The organism is Streptomyces sp. SudanB25_2051 (assembly GCF_964272635.1).
GTDB lineage: Bacteria > Actinomycetota > Actinomycetes > Streptomycetales > Streptomycetaceae > Streptomyces.
In genome coordinates this window covers 2623724-2639629 of the sequence record NZ_OZ186787.1, presented here as the reverse complement: position 1 = coordinate 2639629, position 15906 = coordinate 2623724, and the positions used below count along the sequence as shown (strand labels likewise).

Sequence of the window (15906 nt, the reverse complement as noted above, 5' to 3'; positions counted from 1 at the left end):
CCGACCTCAGGTCGCCAGTCCGGCGGCGAACTCGTCGTACTTCACGGCGTAGTGCCAGGCCGCGTCACGGACCTGGGCGTACCGGTTCACCGCAGCCGGCTCCGTGATCACCTCGGCGCCGAGCAGATTGTCGTCGTCATCGAACCTGAGCAGGGCGACGTAGCGCGAGTCGAACAGCCAGAAGTCCTCGGCGGGCAGCCGCAGTCGCTCGGCCTCCTCCCGCCACAGGTTGCGGATGTCCTCACCGAGGGCGCAGTTCCGCTTGGCGTTGTCGAGAAGGTAGAGCTGGCCGGTGGTGGGCGGGTTGTCCACCAGGCGCACCCGCTCGAAGCGCTTGCCCTGCGAGGTCTGGGCCCTGACCTTCTTGCTCCAGGCGTCGTGGTAGTCCCATTCCACCGGGTTCCCGGCGACGAACTGGGCGTACGTGTCGGCCGTCTCGTCGGAGGCGTAGCGTCGGCGAGTCTCCAGTCGCCAGGCAGTGTGCTCGAAGGTCTCGAACAGCTTGCCGAACTCGGCCAAGTCGATCATCCGCCGTGCGCGGTCGCCCTTCTTGGGACCGAAGTCGATCAGCAGGTCGCGTGGGACGACGATCGGCACCTCGTCTTCGCCCAGATGCCGGAGGCGGGCGATGTCCTCGGGGTCCGTCAGCCGAGGGCCATGAATGATGATCTCACCGGTGTCCAGGTCCTCGTGGATGGACGGACAGCCGTCGCCACCCGATCCCGTGCCGTTGAAGCGCAGTCGTCGCGCCATCGGTCGCCCTTTCTGTCAGGGGAGTTGACGCGACCAGCATGGCGGGGAGCGGCAGCTCACGGTGCTGCTTTCAGCACTCTCCGTCAGAACACCGGAGGCCACCCAGGGGTCGCGGGAGAACATTCGAGAACATGTGCTCGCGTGTTCCCGTCGGTCCTCCCTAGCGTCCCGTCCATGACGACGACAACCACCGCCCCCCGCCCCGTCCACCTCGGCTTACCGCTTCCCGAGCCGCAGGGCGTGCGCGGTTGCGGGGTGTGTGAGGCGCTCGTGGCGCAGCGCAGGGCCGCGCGGCTGCGGGGCGACCTGTCCGGGGTGACCGACTGCAACGTCGAACTGCGCAACCACCAGGGGCCCCGGCACGCCCCGCGGCACGGCGGCGGAGACGACAACGGCGGGCACGGGGCCGACAACACCGACATCGAGGACGGCGACGGCAACGGCGGCTCCGGCTCGCCCGGGCACTGCCACTGACCGATACCCCTACCGAAGCCGCATCCACCGGAGGCCCGGCATGCCCAGGGCCTCCCCGTCGCCACGGGGCGCCCATGACGCTGAACCTCCTGGTCGTCGACTGGGACTACTTCTTCCCCAGCCCCCTCGCCGGCGCCCCCGCCGGGGAGCACGACGCGCTGTACGCGTGGCCGGCGGCCGAGGACCCGGTTTTCGTGGAGGCCGTCTGGCTGCGGCGGCTGCGCCGGTTCCGCGAGGCGGGCGTGCCGCTGCCGCGCTGCCGGGGCTACGAGGCGTTCTGGTCACGGTTCACCATCGAGCGCGGCGCCACGGTGTTCTACGCCGACTCCAACGCCTGGGCCGCCCACCTGTTCCCGTCGGACGTCGGCGGCCGAGGCCCGTGGGCGTCCGTCCACCTCTACGACGCCCACCACGACTGCGGCTACCGCCTGGAGCACCGTACGTTCGACGCGTGGAAGGCCGCCGGGCGGATCGGCGCCGGCGACTGGATGCTCGCCCACCACTGGAACGGCTCCGCCCTCCACGTCCACTTCCCGCCGTGGCGCGAGTCCCTGGACCGCCCGGCCGAGTCCCCGCTGATCCCCGTCCCGATGAGCCTCGATGCGGGCCGCGGACCGGTGGACGTGCCGTTCCACGCGGTGTATGTCTGCCGGTCCGGCGCCTGGGTGCCGAGCTGGTGCGACGACCAGTTCACCGCGTTCCTCGCCGCCTGCCCGGCCACCCCCGTCGAGGTCCCGCACAACCGCTGGAACCACCCCCGCCCCGATGTCGCACGCATGGACGCCCTTGGGCGCGCGCGGCGATGGGTGGGGACGGGGGCGGAGCGGCTGTGACAGCGGGGGCACGTGGAAGACGGCGTGCCGCGAGGCGTCCGGGCCCCGCGCCCCCCGCCGCCGCGAGCCCGCGGCTCAGCGGCCGTCGGACTCCGCGAGGCGGTCCGCCAGGGCCTGCAGGGACGGGACGAACCAGGTCTGGGTGCTCCGGTTGCACTCGCGGACGAAGTCGCGCAGCGCCGCGCTCCCGGACGTGTGCGCCTCGATGTCGCCCACCACCGCGAGCCCCACCCGGTAGTTGGCGAACTTCTGCACGATGTCCCCGGCGACCCGCGTGCTCAGCCGGAAGAACGCCTCGTCGAACCGCGCCGCCGGGACGGCGACCCACCGCGCGCCCTGGTAGGCGGCGTTGCCGACGAGGTCCACCGCGTCCTGCTCGCAGGCGATCGGCTCGCCCTCCCGGTCGCACATCAGGACCGGTACGTCATGGATCTCCCGCAGCGTCGCCGTCATGCCGCGAGGATAGGCGCCCGCGCCGCCGCGCGGCCAAGGGGTTTCCGGGTGGGAGGGGCGTTGTCGGTGGCGGGTGCGAGGCTGGGGCCATGACCGAACTCGGCGCCGCCATCGCCTCGTACTGGGAAGCCGCCTCGCCGGCCTTCGACACCGAGCCGGACCACGGCCTGCGCGACCCGCGCACCCGCGACGCCTGGCGGGCCCGGCTGCGCCGGTGGATACCGTCCGGGCCGTGCGACGTGCTGGACGCGGGCTGCGGCACGGGCTCCCTGGCGCTGCTCCTCGCCGAGGACGGGCACCGCGTCACCGGCGTCGACCTGGCGCCCGGCATGGTGGCGCGGGCGGAGGAGAAGTTCGCCGCGGCCGGGGTGCCGGGCCGGTTCCTCGTGGGCGACGCGGCACGGCCGCCCGTGGGGGAGGAGCGGTTCGACGTCGTCCTCGTACGGCACGTCGTGTGGACCCTGCCCGACCCCGGCGCCGCCCTGCGCGCGTGGACGGGCCTGCTGCGGGAGGGCGGGCTGCTCGTCATGGTCGAGGGCCGGTGGGGCGAGGCGGGCGGGGACGTCACGCCGTACGTCCCCGGCGGCGAGGCCCTGCCCTGGGGCGGCGGCGTGTCCGCCCGCGCCCTCGCCGGGGCGGTCGCCCCGCTCGCCGGCGACGTCCGCGTCGAACGGCTCGACGGCGACCCCGCCCTGTGGGGCCGCGCCGTCTCCGACGAGCGGTACGCCGTCCTGGCATCGGCGCGGGCATGACAGGGCGATAGCATTCGCGCCCTGGCGGATCACCGGCCCCACCCGTACCGCCGTGCCCCCCATGCACGACACCCTCTGTTGTGGGCTGAAAGGTCAACCCTTCTGTGATCACTCGCTTCAGGGCGGGAGTGCCGGCCGCCGCGGCCGCGCTCGCCGTCACGGGCGGTCTGCTGACCGCCACCCCGGCCGCCGCGGCGGTATGCCCGGCCCCCAGTTGGTCGGTGGACTTCTACGCCAACACGACGCTGAGCGGCACACCGAAGGCGAGGTTCTGCGAGCCCGCGCTGAACCACAACTACGGCTACGGCGACCCCGCAGGCGTCACGCTGCCCAAGGACAACTTCTCCGCCCGCTGGACGCTCACCCGCGACTTCGGCTCCGGCGGCCCGTTCTACTTCAGCGCCGAGTCGCAGGACGGCATTCGTGTCTACCTGGACGGCGTCCGCAAGATCGACATGTGGCGGAACGTCTCCACCACCCAGCGGGCCGCGCTCAACCTCTCCATACCGGCCGGGCGCCACACGATCCGCGTGGACTTCGTCGCGTGGACGGGCGCGGCGAACGTCAAGTTCGCCTACCTGCCCCGCGCCACCTCCACCGTGGACAAGGTCCGGCCGCTCGCCCCGACGGGCACGTCCGCCACCTACGACCGGACCATCGGCAGGGCCACCCTCCGCTGGGCCGCCAACAAGGAGATGGACCTCGCGGGCTACCGCGTGTACGGCCGCCCGGCCACCTCCGCGACCTGGACGCGCGTCAGCGGCACCGGCCTCGTCACGACCGCCTCGTACGCGCACCTCCCGCCCGCCACGGGAGCGGCGTACGTGTACGAGATCCGCGCGGTGGACAAGGCGAGCAACGAGTCGGCGGGCAGCACCGACGTGGCCGTCACCACCGTCGACCGCACCCCGCCCCCGGCCCCGGCCGGCCTCACCGGCTCCGACGCACCGGGCGGCGTGACGCTCAACTGGCCGGCCACCACGGGCGCGGCCAAGTACACCGTGTACCGGCAGGCGAACCCGGACTACGGGGACGTCCAGCCCGTCGTCCAGGTCGCCACGGTCACGTCCACCACCCTGACGGACACGACCGCGCCCGAGCGCACCGGCTACACGTACTGGCTGACCGCCACCGACGCGGCGGGCAACACCTCACCCCAGTCCGCCCGGCTGCCCGTCACGCGCGGCGACCACCCGCCCGCCCCGCCGACCGGCCTGACCGCCACCCAGGTCTACCGGGGCGCCGAACTGCGCTGGACCGGCTCCGCGAGCGACGACGTGGCCGAGTACCGCGTCTACCGGGACGGGGAGCCGTTCACGGGCGTCTACCCGCGCGTCGTGGACTACGGCACCCGGCCGTACACGTACGCGTTCCAGGACCCGGGCGGTGGCCTCACCCACGGCACCACCTACGAGTACGTCGTCGTCACCGTGGACCGAGGGGGCAACGAGACCCGCTCGGCACCCCTCAGGTTCACCACCGCGGGCGACCGCGTGCCCCCGGCCGTCGTCGCCGGGCTGACCGCCACGCCCCGCGAGGACGGCGTGCTGCTGCAGTGGGAGCCGAACCAGGAGCCGGACCTCAGGCGGTACGACGTGTACAAGGCCGTCTGGCTGGGCGAGGGCCCCGTCGGCAGTGAGGACGGCGTGTGGTCCATACGCCAGATCGCGTGGCTGAGCGAGACGGACACGAGCTATCTGCACGAGTCGCCGGCCGACGGCGAGACGGTGCTGTACGCGGTCGTCGCCGTCGACGACTGGGGCAACAGCCGCGCGCCGCTCACCGACCAGGAGTTCGCCTGGACCACCGTCACGGAGCTCACCGCCCCGCCGGCCGAGCCCGAGCCCCCGGCCGAGCCCGAGCCTGCGGCCGAGCCCGAGCCTCCGGCCGGGACGGAGCCCCCGGCCGCGGGCTGAGCCCCGCAGGAGCCGGACCCCGACCGGGGCATGCCGCCGCCCGCGCCCGTACCCGCCGTACGGGCGCGGGCGGCCCGCACACCGCCTCGGCCGGCGGTGCCTCAGGCGGTGCGCTCGCGCACGTCCACCAGACGGCCGCCCGCGTGGGCGACGAGGGCCCGGGGTTCGAGCGGGAACACCGTGTGCGGGGTGCCGGCCGCCGCCCACACCACGGGGTGCTCCAGCAGGCCCCGGTCGGCGAGGACGGTCGTGCGGGTGCGGTGTCCGAACGGCGGTACGCCGCCGATGGCGTACCCGGTCGTGGCGCGGACCAGCTCCGGGTCGGCGCGCTCCACCACGGCGGCGCCCAGCTCGTCCCGTACGCGTGCCACGTCCACGCGCGACGCCCCGTCCATCAGGACCAGGACGGGCACCCCGTCGGCGGCGAACACCAGCGACTTGACGATCTCGGCGGGCGTGCAGCCGATCGCGGCGGCGGCCTGCGCGGCGGTCCGCACGGCGTCCGGATAGCGGCGGACCTCCACGTCGAGCCCGAGACCGCGCAGGGCCTCGGCGAAGCGGGGGTGGGCGGCGGTGGCGGTGGATTCAGTGCTGTCCATGCCGTCGCACGCTAGCGGCCCGTGTACGAGCCACGCGACCGCCTTTCACCCGCGCGACGGCGGCCCCGCGGCGCGCCGTCCCGCGCCCCGGCGCCGCCCCCGGCCCCCGGGCGCCGCCCGGCGCCTCCGCGCCCGCGGGCTCATCGTGCGTTCAGCACCGACGCCACCAACGGCCCCGCGGCGTCGCCGCCGTGGCCGCCCGCCTGGACGACCGCCGCGGCGGCCAGATCGTCGGCGAACGCCGTGAACCAGCTGTTCGCCTGCCCCTGGTCGTCCACCTCCGCCGAACCGGTCTTCGCGCCCTTGTCGCCGCCCACGCCCGCCATCGCGGCGGCGCCCGTGCCGCTGCCGCGCGCGGCAGCGCGCATCAGGTCCCGCAGATGCCGGGCGGTGGAGCCGTCCAGGGCGCGCGGCGCGCGGGCGATGTCCCGGTCGTCCAGCGAGGCGGGGACGATGACCGGCTGCCGGAACACGCCCGCCTTCGCGGTCGCCGTGACCGACGCGATGGTGAGGGCGTTCATCTGGACGGTGCCCTGCCCGATGTACTGGGCGGCGGCCACCCCGCCGGTCTCCGGGGGCACGGACCCGTCCCAGGTGGGGACGCCCGCCTTCCACTCCAGCCCGATGCCGAACACGTCCCGCGCCTCCCGGCCGAGCGCGGCGTCGTCGCCCACGTCGTCGATGAGCTTGATGAAGGCGGTGTTGCAGGAGCGCGCGAAGCTCTGCCGGAAGGTCTGGCCGTCGAGCGAGAAGCCGTCGAGGTTCTCGAACCGGGTGCCGTAGTACATGGCCTCGGCGGGGCACTCGGCGACCCGGTCCGGCGCGACGAGCCCCTTCTCCAGCAGGAGCGCCGCGGTGACGATCTTCATGGTGGAGCCGGGTGCCTGCTTGCCGAGGAACGCCGCGTTCCAGCCGTCCTCGCGGTTGTTGGCGACGGCCCGTATCTCACCCGTACTCGGCTTGATCGCGACCACGGAGGACTCGGGGTACCGCCGCACCGCCTTCTCGGCGGCGGCCTGCACTCCGGCGTCCAGGGTCGTCCGCACCTCGCCGGGCTCGCCCTTGCGCAGGGTGAGCAGCGTCCGGGGGGCCGCGTCGCCCTCGTCGGCGACGACCAGTTCGACGCCCGGCGCGCCGCCCGCCTCGGTGCCGTACCGCTGGCGCAGCTCGTCCAGGACGGGCCGCAGCGATGGGAACCGCTCCGCGGTGAGCTCCGTGCCGTTGCGGTCGACGGCCTTGATGGCGGGGGCGCCGGACGAGGTGACCTTCAGGCTCTGGCCCTCCTTCAGCTGCGGGTGGACCACCGCCGGCGACCAGTCGACGCGCGGCTGCCCGGTGGACAGGCCCCGCACCACGCTGAGGCGCGAGGTGTAGGTCCACGGCACGCGCGTGCCGTCGTACGAGACGACCGCGCTCACCGTGAACGGCACCGTCGTCCCGCTGGGCGTCCCCGCCGTGGCCTTCACGCCCGTGACGTGGGTCTCCGTCAGGTAGAGGCTCAGCGCGGACCGCGCCGTGGCCGGGTCGTTGGTGAACTGCGCGGCCTTCTCCGGCTCTCCGGCCGCCCATGCGGCGAGGAAGCCCTCCGCGGTGGCCCTGGTCTCCTCGGCCGTGACGGGGCCGCTCCGCCTAGGCGAGCCGTCGGCCGACGTGGCGGTGGTCGTGCCGCCGGTCAGCCCCTCGTACACGTTGTAGGCCCCGTACCCGACGCCTCCGGCGAAGAGGGCGAACACCCCGCCCACGATGGCCACTTTCGCTCCGCTGCGCATGCCGCGGTTCCCCTCCCGGCCGTACACGTCACCCTTGAACGTGTTCAAGAACCCCCTGTGGGGCCACCTTAACCGCATGGCGCAGCTCATCCGTGGTGCCGTTACCCGAACGGAATCAACCCAGAACGGTCACACCGCGGTATCCGGCCACTGCGCGCGGAGGGCGGAGAGGGGTGGCCCGAGGGCCCGTCAGTCCATGTACGGGACGCCCGAGATGTAGGCGAGGACCACGGCCCCGCAGATGACGACCAGGGCGATCAGCGCGCACCCCAGCGCTCCGGTCACGGCGGCGATCCCCGTCCACGCCAGGCGCGTCGCCCGCCCGGCCCGCCGGACCGCGTCCTCGTAGCCGCTGTCGTCGTACCAGTCACGATCAGCCATCGACTGCCCCCCCGCCGAACCCTGCAACCACCCGCCCGAAACACCGGCCTGCACCGCGGACGACCGGCTGACGCCGCGAGGGCCCGGTCGTCGGCGCGCCCGCCCGGCGTGCCCGCGCGGCTCCCGCGCACGGTCTGAGGCTGCCCGGCGACCCGCCCCGGCACACGGCCGGGAGCTGGTGGTCCGGCCTTGCCCGCGGCATGCGAGACGCCCCCGCCGGGACTACATTGGGCGGTGATGGCCCCTGCCACTGCCTGCGGGCCGAGCGCCGGGCGCCGCCGGCAGACGGGGCACGAGCCGCGCCCGTGTTCCGTCGCGATCGGACTCCGCAGTCATGACCTCGGAGTCGCGGACACAACGGCCGATCTCTACCACCAGGGCACGATGCCACTGATCGTTTTCACCGGGGCGACCCGCCGCACCACACGCGACCGCATGCCGCGCGGCGAGGCTGAGCACTACCGCGAGCGCGCGAGGGAACCGGGGTGTTGGCACGCGCCCCGAAGCCGGTTTCCTCTCCAGTTCGACAGGCCATCTCCACATGCTTGTTTCGTTGGGAAGTGCTCCTCTCGTCCGACGATATGGAGAACCGGCGCACGCAAGGCGCTGTGGGGTCAATGCGTCACATGGCGTACGGCGTTGTGGCGTCGCTTCCAGTACGCCACGGTGACCAGGCCGAGCAGCGGTCCCCAGAGCAGTAGCGGGATGTAGCAGATGTAGTACGCGAGGGCTTTCCAGCCGCCCGCTTCGCCGGGGTAGCCCGAGGGGGTCGGGTCTCCCCGGAGTGTGGTGCCGGCGAAGTCCGCGGCGAAGGCGGCCGTCCAGATGACCGTCAGGACCACCGTGCCGATCGCGGCGGGGACGACCGCGGCGAGCGGCGGGACCCTGCGTCCGCGCAGTACGGGGATCCAGCGCGGGAACACCTCGCCCCAGGCGGCGATCAGTCCGACGGCGGTGAACGCCGCCAGCTCGGACAGGACGGACAGGAAGATGACGTACACCTCGCCGGGCAGCCAGCCCGGGAGGTCACCCCTGCCCGTGTCGCCGCTGCCCTTCAGGGCGGGGAAGCACTCCGTGGCGATCCGCCAGAGACCGGAGGGCAGGACGGCGAGCGGTACGGTGAGTGCGGCGGTGCGCGCCCAGCGGGGGACCCCGGCCACCGGAGCATGGGCGGCCGTCCAGGCGGCACGCAGCCGACCGGCCGAGGTCGGTGCTCCGTGGGTCCGTAACTGCGGGGTCATTCGGCTGCCCTCCGGCATTCCGGTTCCGCGGGCCCGATCGCCCGGCATGCTTCGATGATCGCAAGCCTTCGAAGCCCGGCACATGGTCCGCCGGGAGTAACCGGCTCCGCCGCACGGGGGAGACGGGCGGAGTATGACTCCCTCACGGTTCGTCGGAGCATGTCGGACCGGTCACGCGACTCCAGTCGGCCGGGCCCGTACGGCAGGGCGATCTCGGTGAGGCCGTCAGGGCGATCCCGCTCCCGCTGACGGCCAGATGGCTCCCCACCGGTGTCGACGGTGCCTTCGGCGTCGGCACACAAGCCACATCCTCGAACATGCCGACGCACGCTGTCCCGGTTCGCCGAGCCGGTGTCTCCGGGGCTTCCGGGCGCAGGCGGGGCCGTCTCCGCGTCGTCCGAGGGGAGCCAGCGACGGCAACCGACGACCGACAACGACCGCCATGGCGAGCTGTGCGGTCGTCATGCCATGACGCCTCAGCCCAGCTAGACCCAGGTGTCGAGCCACATCCGGGCCCGCCACTGGTCCATCGGGATCGTCTCGCCCGTGTAGAGCGGCCAGAAGTAGATGAAGCCTCGAGTGACAACCAGTGCACCGCGCTGACCAGGCTCCTTTTCCTTGCTTCGGTCGAGCGAAGATGCCCTGGGCCGCCTGTGGGCCGTGTAACGCGGCCGGTAGCCGCGGAAGTTAAGGCGTTGCACACACGTCAGCGGAAGGCGGCGCTTCGAGTGGTGAGGTCTGGCGAATGGTGGCGAATAACAGATCTTGTCTTGGGGCGCGCCAACCTCCAGGTAGGTTCCAAGAGTCCACTGCCTTCTCTTCTAGAGCGCCTGCCCGTAAGGCGGCAGGACCCAACGCAGTTGGGAAGCCAAGAGAAGGGAGCTTGGGCCGAATGGGGCGATCGAAGAAGCGAAGGCCACGCCGTAGGGGCCAGCCACCGGATTGGCTGGACATCGTGGTGCGGTTTCTCGCTGCGGTCTCTGCCATTGCGGGATGCGTCCAGGCGTTCAAGTGACGCAGTAGTGGTGGGTCGGACGGATGGTCGGGCTTATGGATGAGCCCGGCCGGCGACTACTCGGCCGGGCCCACCTTGCCCCGCGCACGGGCCTGGTCTCGGGAGGCAACCCGAAACCAGGCCCAACGTGCGTTGGAGGGCGGCAGCTGTACCCGTTGAGTCGCGGGCTGCTGCTGGATGAGGTAACCGCAGTTCCCGTGGCGTATCAAGCCACCGAAGTGGGCTACCTGTGCATACGGGGCAAAACGGGTGGCGAATTTCCCTGGCAAACCCATGGCGCGAGGGGGTGGCGAAAACTATCGCTGCAGGTTGCGGACTTACAGGGGTGGCGAATCCTGGCGTTTGATTTTCGCCCTGAGGACAGGGTCAAGTGGGCCCGATGCCCCTCGTGGTGGTGTGCAGCCGGACGTGGGAGAGATAGAGGGAGTCGACAGCCATCCGGGTTCGTCCCTCGCTGCTTGGCATCAGGTGCGTGTACGTCCGGAGAGTGAAGCCTGGATCGGCGTGACCGAGGTACTGGCTGAGGGCTCGAATGTTCTCCCCGGCATCCAGTAGGACGGAGGCGTAGAAGTGCCTCAGTGCGTGCATGCCGTGCTCCGGCGCCGCCGCGTACCGCTCACCCTCGCCCGGCTTTGGGATGATGCCTGCGGCTGCCAGGGCGGGCTTCCACATGTGGTCGTTGAAGTGACTCACCCGGACGTGGTCGCCCGTCGACCCGGTGAAGACGAGCGACTTGGTGACCGCCGGACCGTCGGGGGTCCGCCAGGGCAGCGTGACCTTGACCGGCGGGTGTGTCTCGGAGTGAGCCTTGAGTACGGCCGCCACGCTGGGCGGCAGAGGCACGTCACGGACCTTGCCGCCCTTCGGGAGGGCGTACACGAACTTCCCCCGGATGCGCTTGAGCTGCTGGTTCACGGCCAGCCAGCCGCCGTCGACGTCCAGTTCGTCGGTCGAGAGCCCGAAGACCTCGCCTTGGCGCAGCCCGCAACCGCCGGCCACGTCCACCACCGCCCGCAGATGCTCGGGCAGGGCGGCGCGTACGGCGAAGACCTGTTCCACGGTCCACGGGATCACGCGCGTACGGTCCGGCTTCGGGGTCTGTACCGACTTGGCCTTGCAGGGGTTCTTGGTGATCAGACCGTCGTCCACGGCGGCGCTGAACGCGGCGGACACCGTGCCGAAGACGATCCTGCGGTGGGAGGCTGCGGGCACGGCCGCCTCCAGTTCCCCAAGCCACGTACGGATGTGTCCGGGCTGGAAGGAGACGAGCGGCCGGGTGCCGATGTACGGGTACGCGTGCAGCCTCAGCCGCCGCTCGGCCGCCTCGCGGCTGTTCACCTCCGTGGTGTGGGTTGCCACCCACTTCTCCGCGAACTGACGGAACGTGATCCGGGCCGCCCGCGGGTCCACGTACTGCCCGCGCGACATGTCGGCATCCGTCGCGGTCAGCCACTGCTCGGCCAAGCGCTTCTGCTTGTCGGGGAAGCTCTTGGACTTCTCGGTGCCGTCGGGACCGACGTAACGGGCGCGGTAGCGCATGCCGGTGCCATAGCGGTCGGTTTTCACGCGGCGGGGCTTGCCGTCGGGGCCGGGCTCGGTCTTGTACCAGCGGTCTTGGATGTGGCCGGCCATGTGGGCTGTGGTCCCTTCGAGGTACGGAAAGCCCCGTGCCGCCCTCGTTGGGGGGCGGCACGGGGCGTGGGACGTGGTTGGTTAGGCGGCTTGGTCGAGGTCGCTCTGCTGGGTGACCCAGGCGCGGACGGCGGCGGGGTCGTAGCGGACGTGGCGACCGGCGCGGAAGCCGGGCGGGCCGGTGCGCTGCTTGCGCCAGTGGTAGACGGTCTCCACCGGGACCTTGAACAGCGCGGCGATGTCGTCCGGAGTCAGGTACTGGTCCGGGAGTTCGGTGACGGACTGGGGGGCCTTGGCGTTTGCCATCGGGCTCCTTTCAGTTCCACCAGGGCTGGTCGGCTCTCTTCTGGGAAGTCCGCTACTTCCGCTACCTCCGCTACCGCCCTGGTCAGGGGCATGATCGTGGTAGCGGATGGGGGTAGCGGTAGCGGATGGGTGCCGCTACCGGCCCGCCGGGCGGGGGCGGGCGGGTAGCGGCTTTACGGCGTTGGGTAGCGGATGATCCGGGCCCGTCCGCTACCGGTTTTGGGGCTGTGACCTGCTAGGTAGCGGAGGTAGCGGATGTAGCGCTTCCTGCGGGGGGCGGGGGGCAGTAGCGGGTCCAGGCGTCGGCGAGGTCGGCGGCGTAGTAGCCCTTGAGGACCCCCGTGCCGGACTTGATGTTGCGGGCGGCGATGGGGGTGTTGTCGCCGGTCATGTACTCGCGGAGCATCTTGGCCAGCCCGCGGGCGTCCAGGGGCCTGCCGCCCATGTCGGCCCACGGTGCCTCGTCCAGGCTGTGGAGGCGGTCGAGGATGGCGACGGTGGGCAGGCGGTCGATGCCGGGGAAGACCTGGTCGCGCAGGTCGGTGAGCAGGCGGATGCCGATGCTGCCCTTGTCGTCCTGCTTGGCCGCGTTCACCAGCTCCACGCACGCGGCACGGGCCCGCTCGGGCCAGGCGCCGCCGGCCGCGTCGGCCACGGCGATGAGCGGTTCCCACACGTCGGCCGGGCGGTCGGTGACCTCCTCGGGCATAACGGGGAACACCCCGTCGACCTTCGGGCGGACGTGGTCGGCCCACGCGGCGAGCTGGCCGCGCAGGGCGTGGCCCTGGGCGGTGTGGACGCGGGCCCGGAACGGTTCGGCCTTTTCGTTGCGGGCGCGGCGGCGCATGCGGACGATGACGGACCGGGTCAGGATCGTGTCCGGCAGCGAGCCGAGACCCGCGACCGCGACAGCGCAGTACGAGGGGAACGCCACGACGCTCTGGTTGCCGCCGTCCCCGACGCACCGGTAGGTCACCCCGGAGCGGCGGTGCCCGGCGTTCAGGAAGCCGCGCAGTTCCTCGTTCTCCCCGGCCTTGGGGCCGAAGACGGTGTCGATCTCGTCGAACAGGATCGTGGGGCGCCCCTCCGCGCCGGACACGGCCCGGAACAGGGCGGCCGCCGACGCGTTCACCGCCACCATCGGCTGAGGAACCAGCGTCTCCACGATCTCCAGCGCCCGCGACTTGCCCGACCCCGGCTCCGGGGACAGGAACGCCAGGCGCGGCGTGGAGTCGAAGCAGTCCAGCAGGTGGGCGTGGGCGTCCCACAGGGCGACGGCGACGTAGGCGGCTTCAGTGGGGAAGACGTTGAAGCGCCGGTGGAACGCTTCCACCTCGTTCAGCAGGGCCGCCCCGTCGATGTGCTGCTGAGTCATGCGGCGGTCCTCTCGGGTTGGTGGTGGCGCAGGGGGCAGGCGGTGCGGTGGGCGGTGTGTTCCTCGATCAGGGCGGCCACGCGGCGGTGGCCGACGGCGGAGCGGTTGCGGCCGCACGCGCAGACCGACGTGGCGGTCGGCACGGCGCCGCGTCCGGGCGCGGTGATGTGGAGCATGCCGACGATGCGGCGGCCGTCGCCCGCGTGCGGGTCAGAACTGAAGAGGACGCCTTCGGCGGCGACCTTCGGCGCACCACCGCCGCCGTTGGCCGGGGCCAGTCCGGCGGGGAGCCGGTCACCGGCGACCGGGGTGGGGCTTTTCAGGCGGGGGCGGGGCTGGTGGGTGCTCATGCCGCCTCCCTCGGGCGGGCGGTACGGATCGACCAGTCGAGTGCGGAACGGATGGTGGCGCGGCACTCGGCCGGCGGCAGTCCCGCCGCCTCGCCCGCCTCCTGAAAAGCCTCCTCGGCCACGTGGCGGGGGAGGTCGCCCCACGCGACGAACCGCCCCACCGCCCGCGCGCCCCGCAGCAACGCGGCGTTCCTGCCACCCTCCAGCGACGCCGCAACGGCGGCGGTCTCCCGCTCCAGCGCCACCCGCGCGACCCGCGATACGTCCCGGTGCACCATCGGGCGGAACACGGTCGCGGTGGGCTTGCTCGGTGCTTGGAGCATGTCGTGGAGCCATGTGGGGAGTTCGAGGACGGGCCGGTCGTCCACGACCTCGTACGGGGCGCCGTGGACGGTGCTGCCGGGGGCGACGACGTAGCCGCCCCACGCGCGGGTGTCGACCAGCGGCGCGAGCGACCGGGCGGTGTTCCTCAGCCTCACCCGGGCGGGCGCGCGGAAGTACAGGTGCTCACCACCGCCCGCAGTCCGCACCCGGAACGTCGCCGGGACGGCGTGCCCGGCGCGCTCGCAGAGCGCCCCGAAGAACGCCGCGCCGCAAGGCGCGTCCGAACAGCCCTTGCCCTTGGGCGCGTCCAAGTCCACGACGACCAGCCCGGACGGGCCGGTGGCAACGCCGACGTTGAACGCCCCCGCCGACCAGGCGGCGCGGATGCGGCCGGGGTCGGTGGTGGCGCGCTGCTCCCACTTCATGTGGCCGCCCGCGCAGGCGCCGGTACGGGGGCACTGGGCCTCGTGGTGGAGGGCGGGCCGCTTGGCGCCGGGGCGGAGCGGGAAGACGTGCCAGCCCTTTCGAGCGACGTCCAGTGCGGCGTTCAGCAGGATCGCTCGACGGTTGTCGGCGTGTTGGGTCATGCTGGGTGAACCTCCAGATCTGTGAGTGGAACTGGATGCGAGGGCGGTCCCGGTCATTGGCGTGAGGGGACCGCCCTTACCCACGCGGGAAATCGGAGCGTGGGGTGTCAGTGGGGTTGCTTAAGGTCGGTCCATGACGACGACCCTTGAGCTTGTGCCGGGCATGATCACGACTCGCGATGCGATCGCGGCGGCCTTCGGCTGTGGGACCTTCCAGGGCATTGAGCCGGCCGCGGCGGCGAAGAAGGTGTTCGTGTACTCCGACCCGTCGGCCGGCGCGGAGTACGGCTACACCTTCGACGGGCGCGCAGAGGACGACGAGTACGGGCCGCTGTACCTGTACACCGGCTATGGGGCGACTGGTGACCAGGAGCTGAAGAGCCGGAACAAGTCGCTGCGCTACCACGTCGAGGACGGGCGGGAACTGCACCTGTTCGTCGCCCACGGCAAGGTTCCCGGCACTGGCACGATGCGCCAGCGCTACATCGGGCAGATGGTCGTTGACCCGGTCAACCCGGTCGAGGTCCGCCGGGGGTTGGGCAAGGACAACAAGATGCGCAACGTCCTGGTGTTCCGTCTGCGGCCGGTGGCCGGCTCGACGCCGGCCTGGACGGAAGAGGACCGGCTGCAGCCGGCGCCCGCCACCACGATCGAGGAGATCGAGGTCAAGCCGCGGATCCCGACGCAGAGCGGGGTGAAGGACAAGAACTCCGAGGAGCACGCCACCGCCGAAACGATCGCGAACATCCCTGGTGGTCAGCGCAAGGTGGTGCGCCGGGAGGGCCTGCTGATGGAGGCGTTCAAGAAGCACTTGAGCGCGGTTGGCCACCAGCACAAGACGTTCCAGATCACCCTTGCTGGAGAAGTCGGCGCCCTGACTCCGGACCTGTACGACGTCACTGACCATGCCCTGTACGAGGCGAAGGGCCAGACCACCCGGAACAACGTCCGCATGGCCATCGGCCAGCTTGCGGACTACCGTCGCCACATCCCCAACCCGGATGGGCTTCGTGTCGCGGTCCTCCTGCCCAGTGAGCCCAGCGCCGACGTCAAGGACCTCCTGGCCCAGCAGGGCATTCACCTGGTCTTCCAGACCGACAACGGATTCACGGGCTTCCCCCTGCCGCCGGCCCCGTAGATCTCGTC

Annotated in this window: 16 protein-coding genes and 1 pseudogene; 6 read left to right on the top strand and 11 right to left on the bottom strand. The window is 72.1% G+C overall.

The genetic code is table 11. The features are described from left to right. Window positions 1-6 precede the first annotated feature (6 nt). On the bottom strand, window positions 7-753 hold the full coding sequence (locus ACSUPT_RS11650; RefSeq protein WP_351964338.1) for a DUF6879 family protein: 747 nt from the start codon (window positions 751-753) through the stop codon (window positions 7-9). Window positions 754-927: 174 nt separating this feature from the next. Here ACSUPT_RS11650 and ACSUPT_RS11645 point away from each other — a divergent pair, with 174 nt between their 5' ends. Together ACSUPT_RS11645 and ACSUPT_RS11640 are read left to right on the top strand one after the other, a co-directional pair. Next, window positions 928-1227, top strand: a complete 300-nt coding sequence (locus ACSUPT_RS11645; protein ID WP_436944209.1) for a hypothetical protein — start codon at window positions 928-930, stop codon at window positions 1225-1227. A 74-nt stretch (window positions 1228-1301) separates the two neighbouring features. Further along, window positions 1302-2060 carry a hypothetical protein gene (locus ACSUPT_RS11640; protein WP_403500111.1) on the top strand — a complete coding sequence of 253 codons (759 nt, stop codon included), beginning with the start codon at window positions 1302-1304 and terminating at the stop codon, window positions 2058-2060. 75 nt (window positions 2061-2135) lie between these two features. Here the strand turns inward: ACSUPT_RS11640 and ACSUPT_RS11635 are convergent, their stop codons facing one another. After that, window positions 2136-2513 (bottom strand): DUF4180 domain-containing protein, encoded by a 378-nt coding sequence (locus ACSUPT_RS11635; RefSeq protein WP_436944208.1) that lies wholly within the window; start codon window positions 2511-2513, stop codon window positions 2136-2138. Window positions 2514-2602: 89 nt separating this feature from the next. Here ACSUPT_RS11635 and ACSUPT_RS11630 point away from each other — a divergent pair, with 89 nt between their 5' ends. Next, window positions 2603-3265 carry a class I SAM-dependent methyltransferase gene (locus ACSUPT_RS11630; RefSeq protein ID WP_399218954.1) on the top strand — a complete coding sequence of 221 codons (663 nt, stop codon included), beginning with the start codon at window positions 2603-2605 and terminating at the stop codon, window positions 3263-3265. 104 nt (window positions 3266-3369) lie between these two features. Further along, complete coding sequence (locus ACSUPT_RS11625) at window positions 3370-5181, top strand: PA14 domain-containing protein (protein WP_436944207.1); 1812 nt, start codon at window positions 3370-3372, stop codon at window positions 5179-5181. Between the two features lie 101 nt (window positions 5182-5282). Here the strand turns inward: ACSUPT_RS11625 and ACSUPT_RS11620 are convergent, their stop codons facing one another. The 3 genes from ACSUPT_RS11620 to ACSUPT_RS11610 all read right to left on the bottom strand — a co-directional run bounded on the left by ACSUPT_RS11620 (window position 5283) and on the right by ACSUPT_RS11610 (window position 7930). Further along, window positions 5283-5780, bottom strand: a complete 498-nt coding sequence (locus ACSUPT_RS11620) for a YbaK/EbsC family protein (protein ID WP_361655703.1) — start codon at window positions 5778-5780, stop codon at window positions 5283-5285. A 140-nt stretch (window positions 5781-5920) separates the two neighbouring features. After that, window positions 5921-7549 (bottom strand): penicillin-binding transpeptidase domain-containing protein, encoded by a 1629-nt coding sequence (locus tag ACSUPT_RS11615; protein ID WP_436946202.1) that lies wholly within the window; start codon window positions 7547-7549, stop codon window positions 5921-5923. 189 nt (window positions 7550-7738) lie between these two features. After that, a complete protein-coding gene (locus tag ACSUPT_RS11610) occupies window positions 7739-7930 on the bottom strand; it encodes a hypothetical protein (protein WP_351968239.1) in 192 nt (63 codons plus the stop codon). A 237-nt stretch (window positions 7931-8167) separates the two neighbouring features. Between ACSUPT_RS11610 and ACSUPT_RS11605 the strand changes: the two are divergent. Continuing rightward, window positions 8168-8416, top strand: a pseudogene (locus ACSUPT_RS11605) (hypothetical protein); the annotation flags it as partial. A 128-nt stretch (window positions 8417-8544) separates the two neighbouring features. Here the strand turns inward: ACSUPT_RS11605 and ACSUPT_RS11600 are convergent. From ACSUPT_RS11600 to ACSUPT_RS11575, 6 genes are all read right to left on the bottom strand, one after another. Beyond that, on the bottom strand, window positions 8545-9090 hold the full coding sequence (locus ACSUPT_RS11600; protein WP_365728875.1) for a hypothetical protein: 546 nt from the start codon (window positions 9088-9090) through the stop codon (window positions 8545-8547). Window positions 9091-10552: 1462 nt separating this feature from the next. Continuing rightward, window positions 10553-11818 carry a tyrosine-type recombinase/integrase gene (locus ACSUPT_RS11595; RefSeq protein WP_436944206.1) on the bottom strand — a complete coding sequence of 422 codons (1266 nt, stop codon included), beginning with the start codon at window positions 11816-11818 and terminating at the stop codon, window positions 10553-10555. An 81-nt stretch (window positions 11819-11899) separates the two neighbouring features. Continuing rightward, window positions 11900-12124, bottom strand: a complete 225-nt coding sequence (locus ACSUPT_RS11590; RefSeq protein WP_436944205.1) for a helix-turn-helix domain-containing protein — start codon at window positions 12122-12124, stop codon at window positions 11900-11902. Window positions 12125-12359: 235 nt separating this feature from the next. Next, window positions 12360-13499, bottom strand: coding sequence for a DUF3631 domain-containing protein (locus ACSUPT_RS11585; RefSeq protein ID WP_436944204.1), 1140 nt, complete (start codon window positions 13497-13499; stop codon window positions 12360-12362). Beyond that, on the bottom strand, window positions 13496-13849 hold the full coding sequence (locus ACSUPT_RS11580; protein WP_436944203.1) for a hypothetical protein: 354 nt from the start codon (window positions 13847-13849) through the stop codon (window positions 13496-13498). The genes ACSUPT_RS11585 and ACSUPT_RS11580 overlap by 4 nt, the downstream gene beginning before the upstream one ends. Beyond that, window positions 13846-14760, bottom strand: a complete 915-nt coding sequence (locus ACSUPT_RS11575) for a bifunctional DNA primase/polymerase (RefSeq protein ID WP_436944202.1) — start codon at window positions 14758-14760, stop codon at window positions 13846-13848. The genes ACSUPT_RS11580 and ACSUPT_RS11575 overlap by 4 nt, the downstream gene beginning before the upstream one ends. A gap of 133 nt (window positions 14761-14893) precedes the next feature. Between ACSUPT_RS11575 and ACSUPT_RS11570 the strand changes: the two genes are divergently transcribed. After that, window positions 14894-15898, top strand: a complete 1005-nt coding sequence (locus ACSUPT_RS11570) for a hypothetical protein (protein ID WP_436944201.1) — start codon at window positions 14894-14896, stop codon at window positions 15896-15898. The last annotated feature ends 8 nt before the right edge of the window (window positions 15899-15906 follow it).

Coding starts and splice junctions, on each gene's coding strand:
- ACSUPT_RS11650 (WP_351964338.1), bottom strand. CDS start 753: ATGGCGCGACGACTGCGCTTCAACGGCACGGGATCGGGTGGCGACGGC.
- ACSUPT_RS11645 (WP_436944209.1), top strand. CDS start 928: ATGACGACGACAACCACCGCCCCCCGCCCCGTCCACCTCGGCTTACCG.
- ACSUPT_RS11640 (WP_403500111.1), top strand. CDS start 1,302: ATGACGCTGAACCTCCTGGTCGTCGACTGGGACTACTTCTTCCCCAGC.
- ACSUPT_RS11635 (WP_436944208.1), bottom strand. CDS start 2,513: ATGACGGCGACGCTGCGGGAGATCCATGACGTACCGGTCCTGATGTGC.
- ACSUPT_RS11630 (WP_399218954.1), top strand. CDS start 2,603: ATGACCGAACTCGGCGCCGCCATCGCCTCGTACTGGGAAGCCGCCTCG.
- ACSUPT_RS11620 (WP_361655703.1), bottom strand. CDS start 5,780: ATGGACAGCACTGAATCCACCGCCACCGCCGCCCACCCCCGCTTCGCC.
- ACSUPT_RS11615 (WP_436946202.1), bottom strand. CDS start 7,549: ATGCGCAGCGGAGCGAAAGTGGCCATCGTGGGCGGGGTGTTCGCCCTC.
- ACSUPT_RS11610 (WP_351968239.1), bottom strand. CDS start 7,930: ATGGCTGATCGTGACTGGTACGACGACAGCGGCTACGAGGACGCGGTC.
- ACSUPT_RS11595 (WP_436944206.1), bottom strand. CDS start 11,818: ATGGCCGGCCACATCCAAGACCGCTGGTACAAGACCGAGCCCGGCCCC.
- ACSUPT_RS11590 (WP_436944205.1), bottom strand. CDS start 12,124: ATGGCAAACGCCAAGGCCCCCCAGTCCGTCACCGAACTCCCGGACCAG.
- ACSUPT_RS11585 (WP_436944204.1), bottom strand. CDS start 13,499: ATGACTCAGCAGCACATCGACGGGGCGGCCCTGCTGAACGAGGTGGAA.
- ACSUPT_RS11580 (WP_436944203.1), bottom strand. CDS start 13,849: ATGAGCACCCACCAGCCCCGCCCCCGCCTGAAAAGCCCCACCCCGGTC.
- ACSUPT_RS11575 (WP_436944202.1), bottom strand. CDS start 14,760: ATGACCCAACACGCCGACAACCGTCGAGCGATCCTGCTGAACGCCGCA.
- ACSUPT_RS11570 (WP_436944201.1), top strand. CDS start 14,894: ATGACGACGACCCTTGAGCTTGTGCCGGGCATGATCACGACTCGCGAT.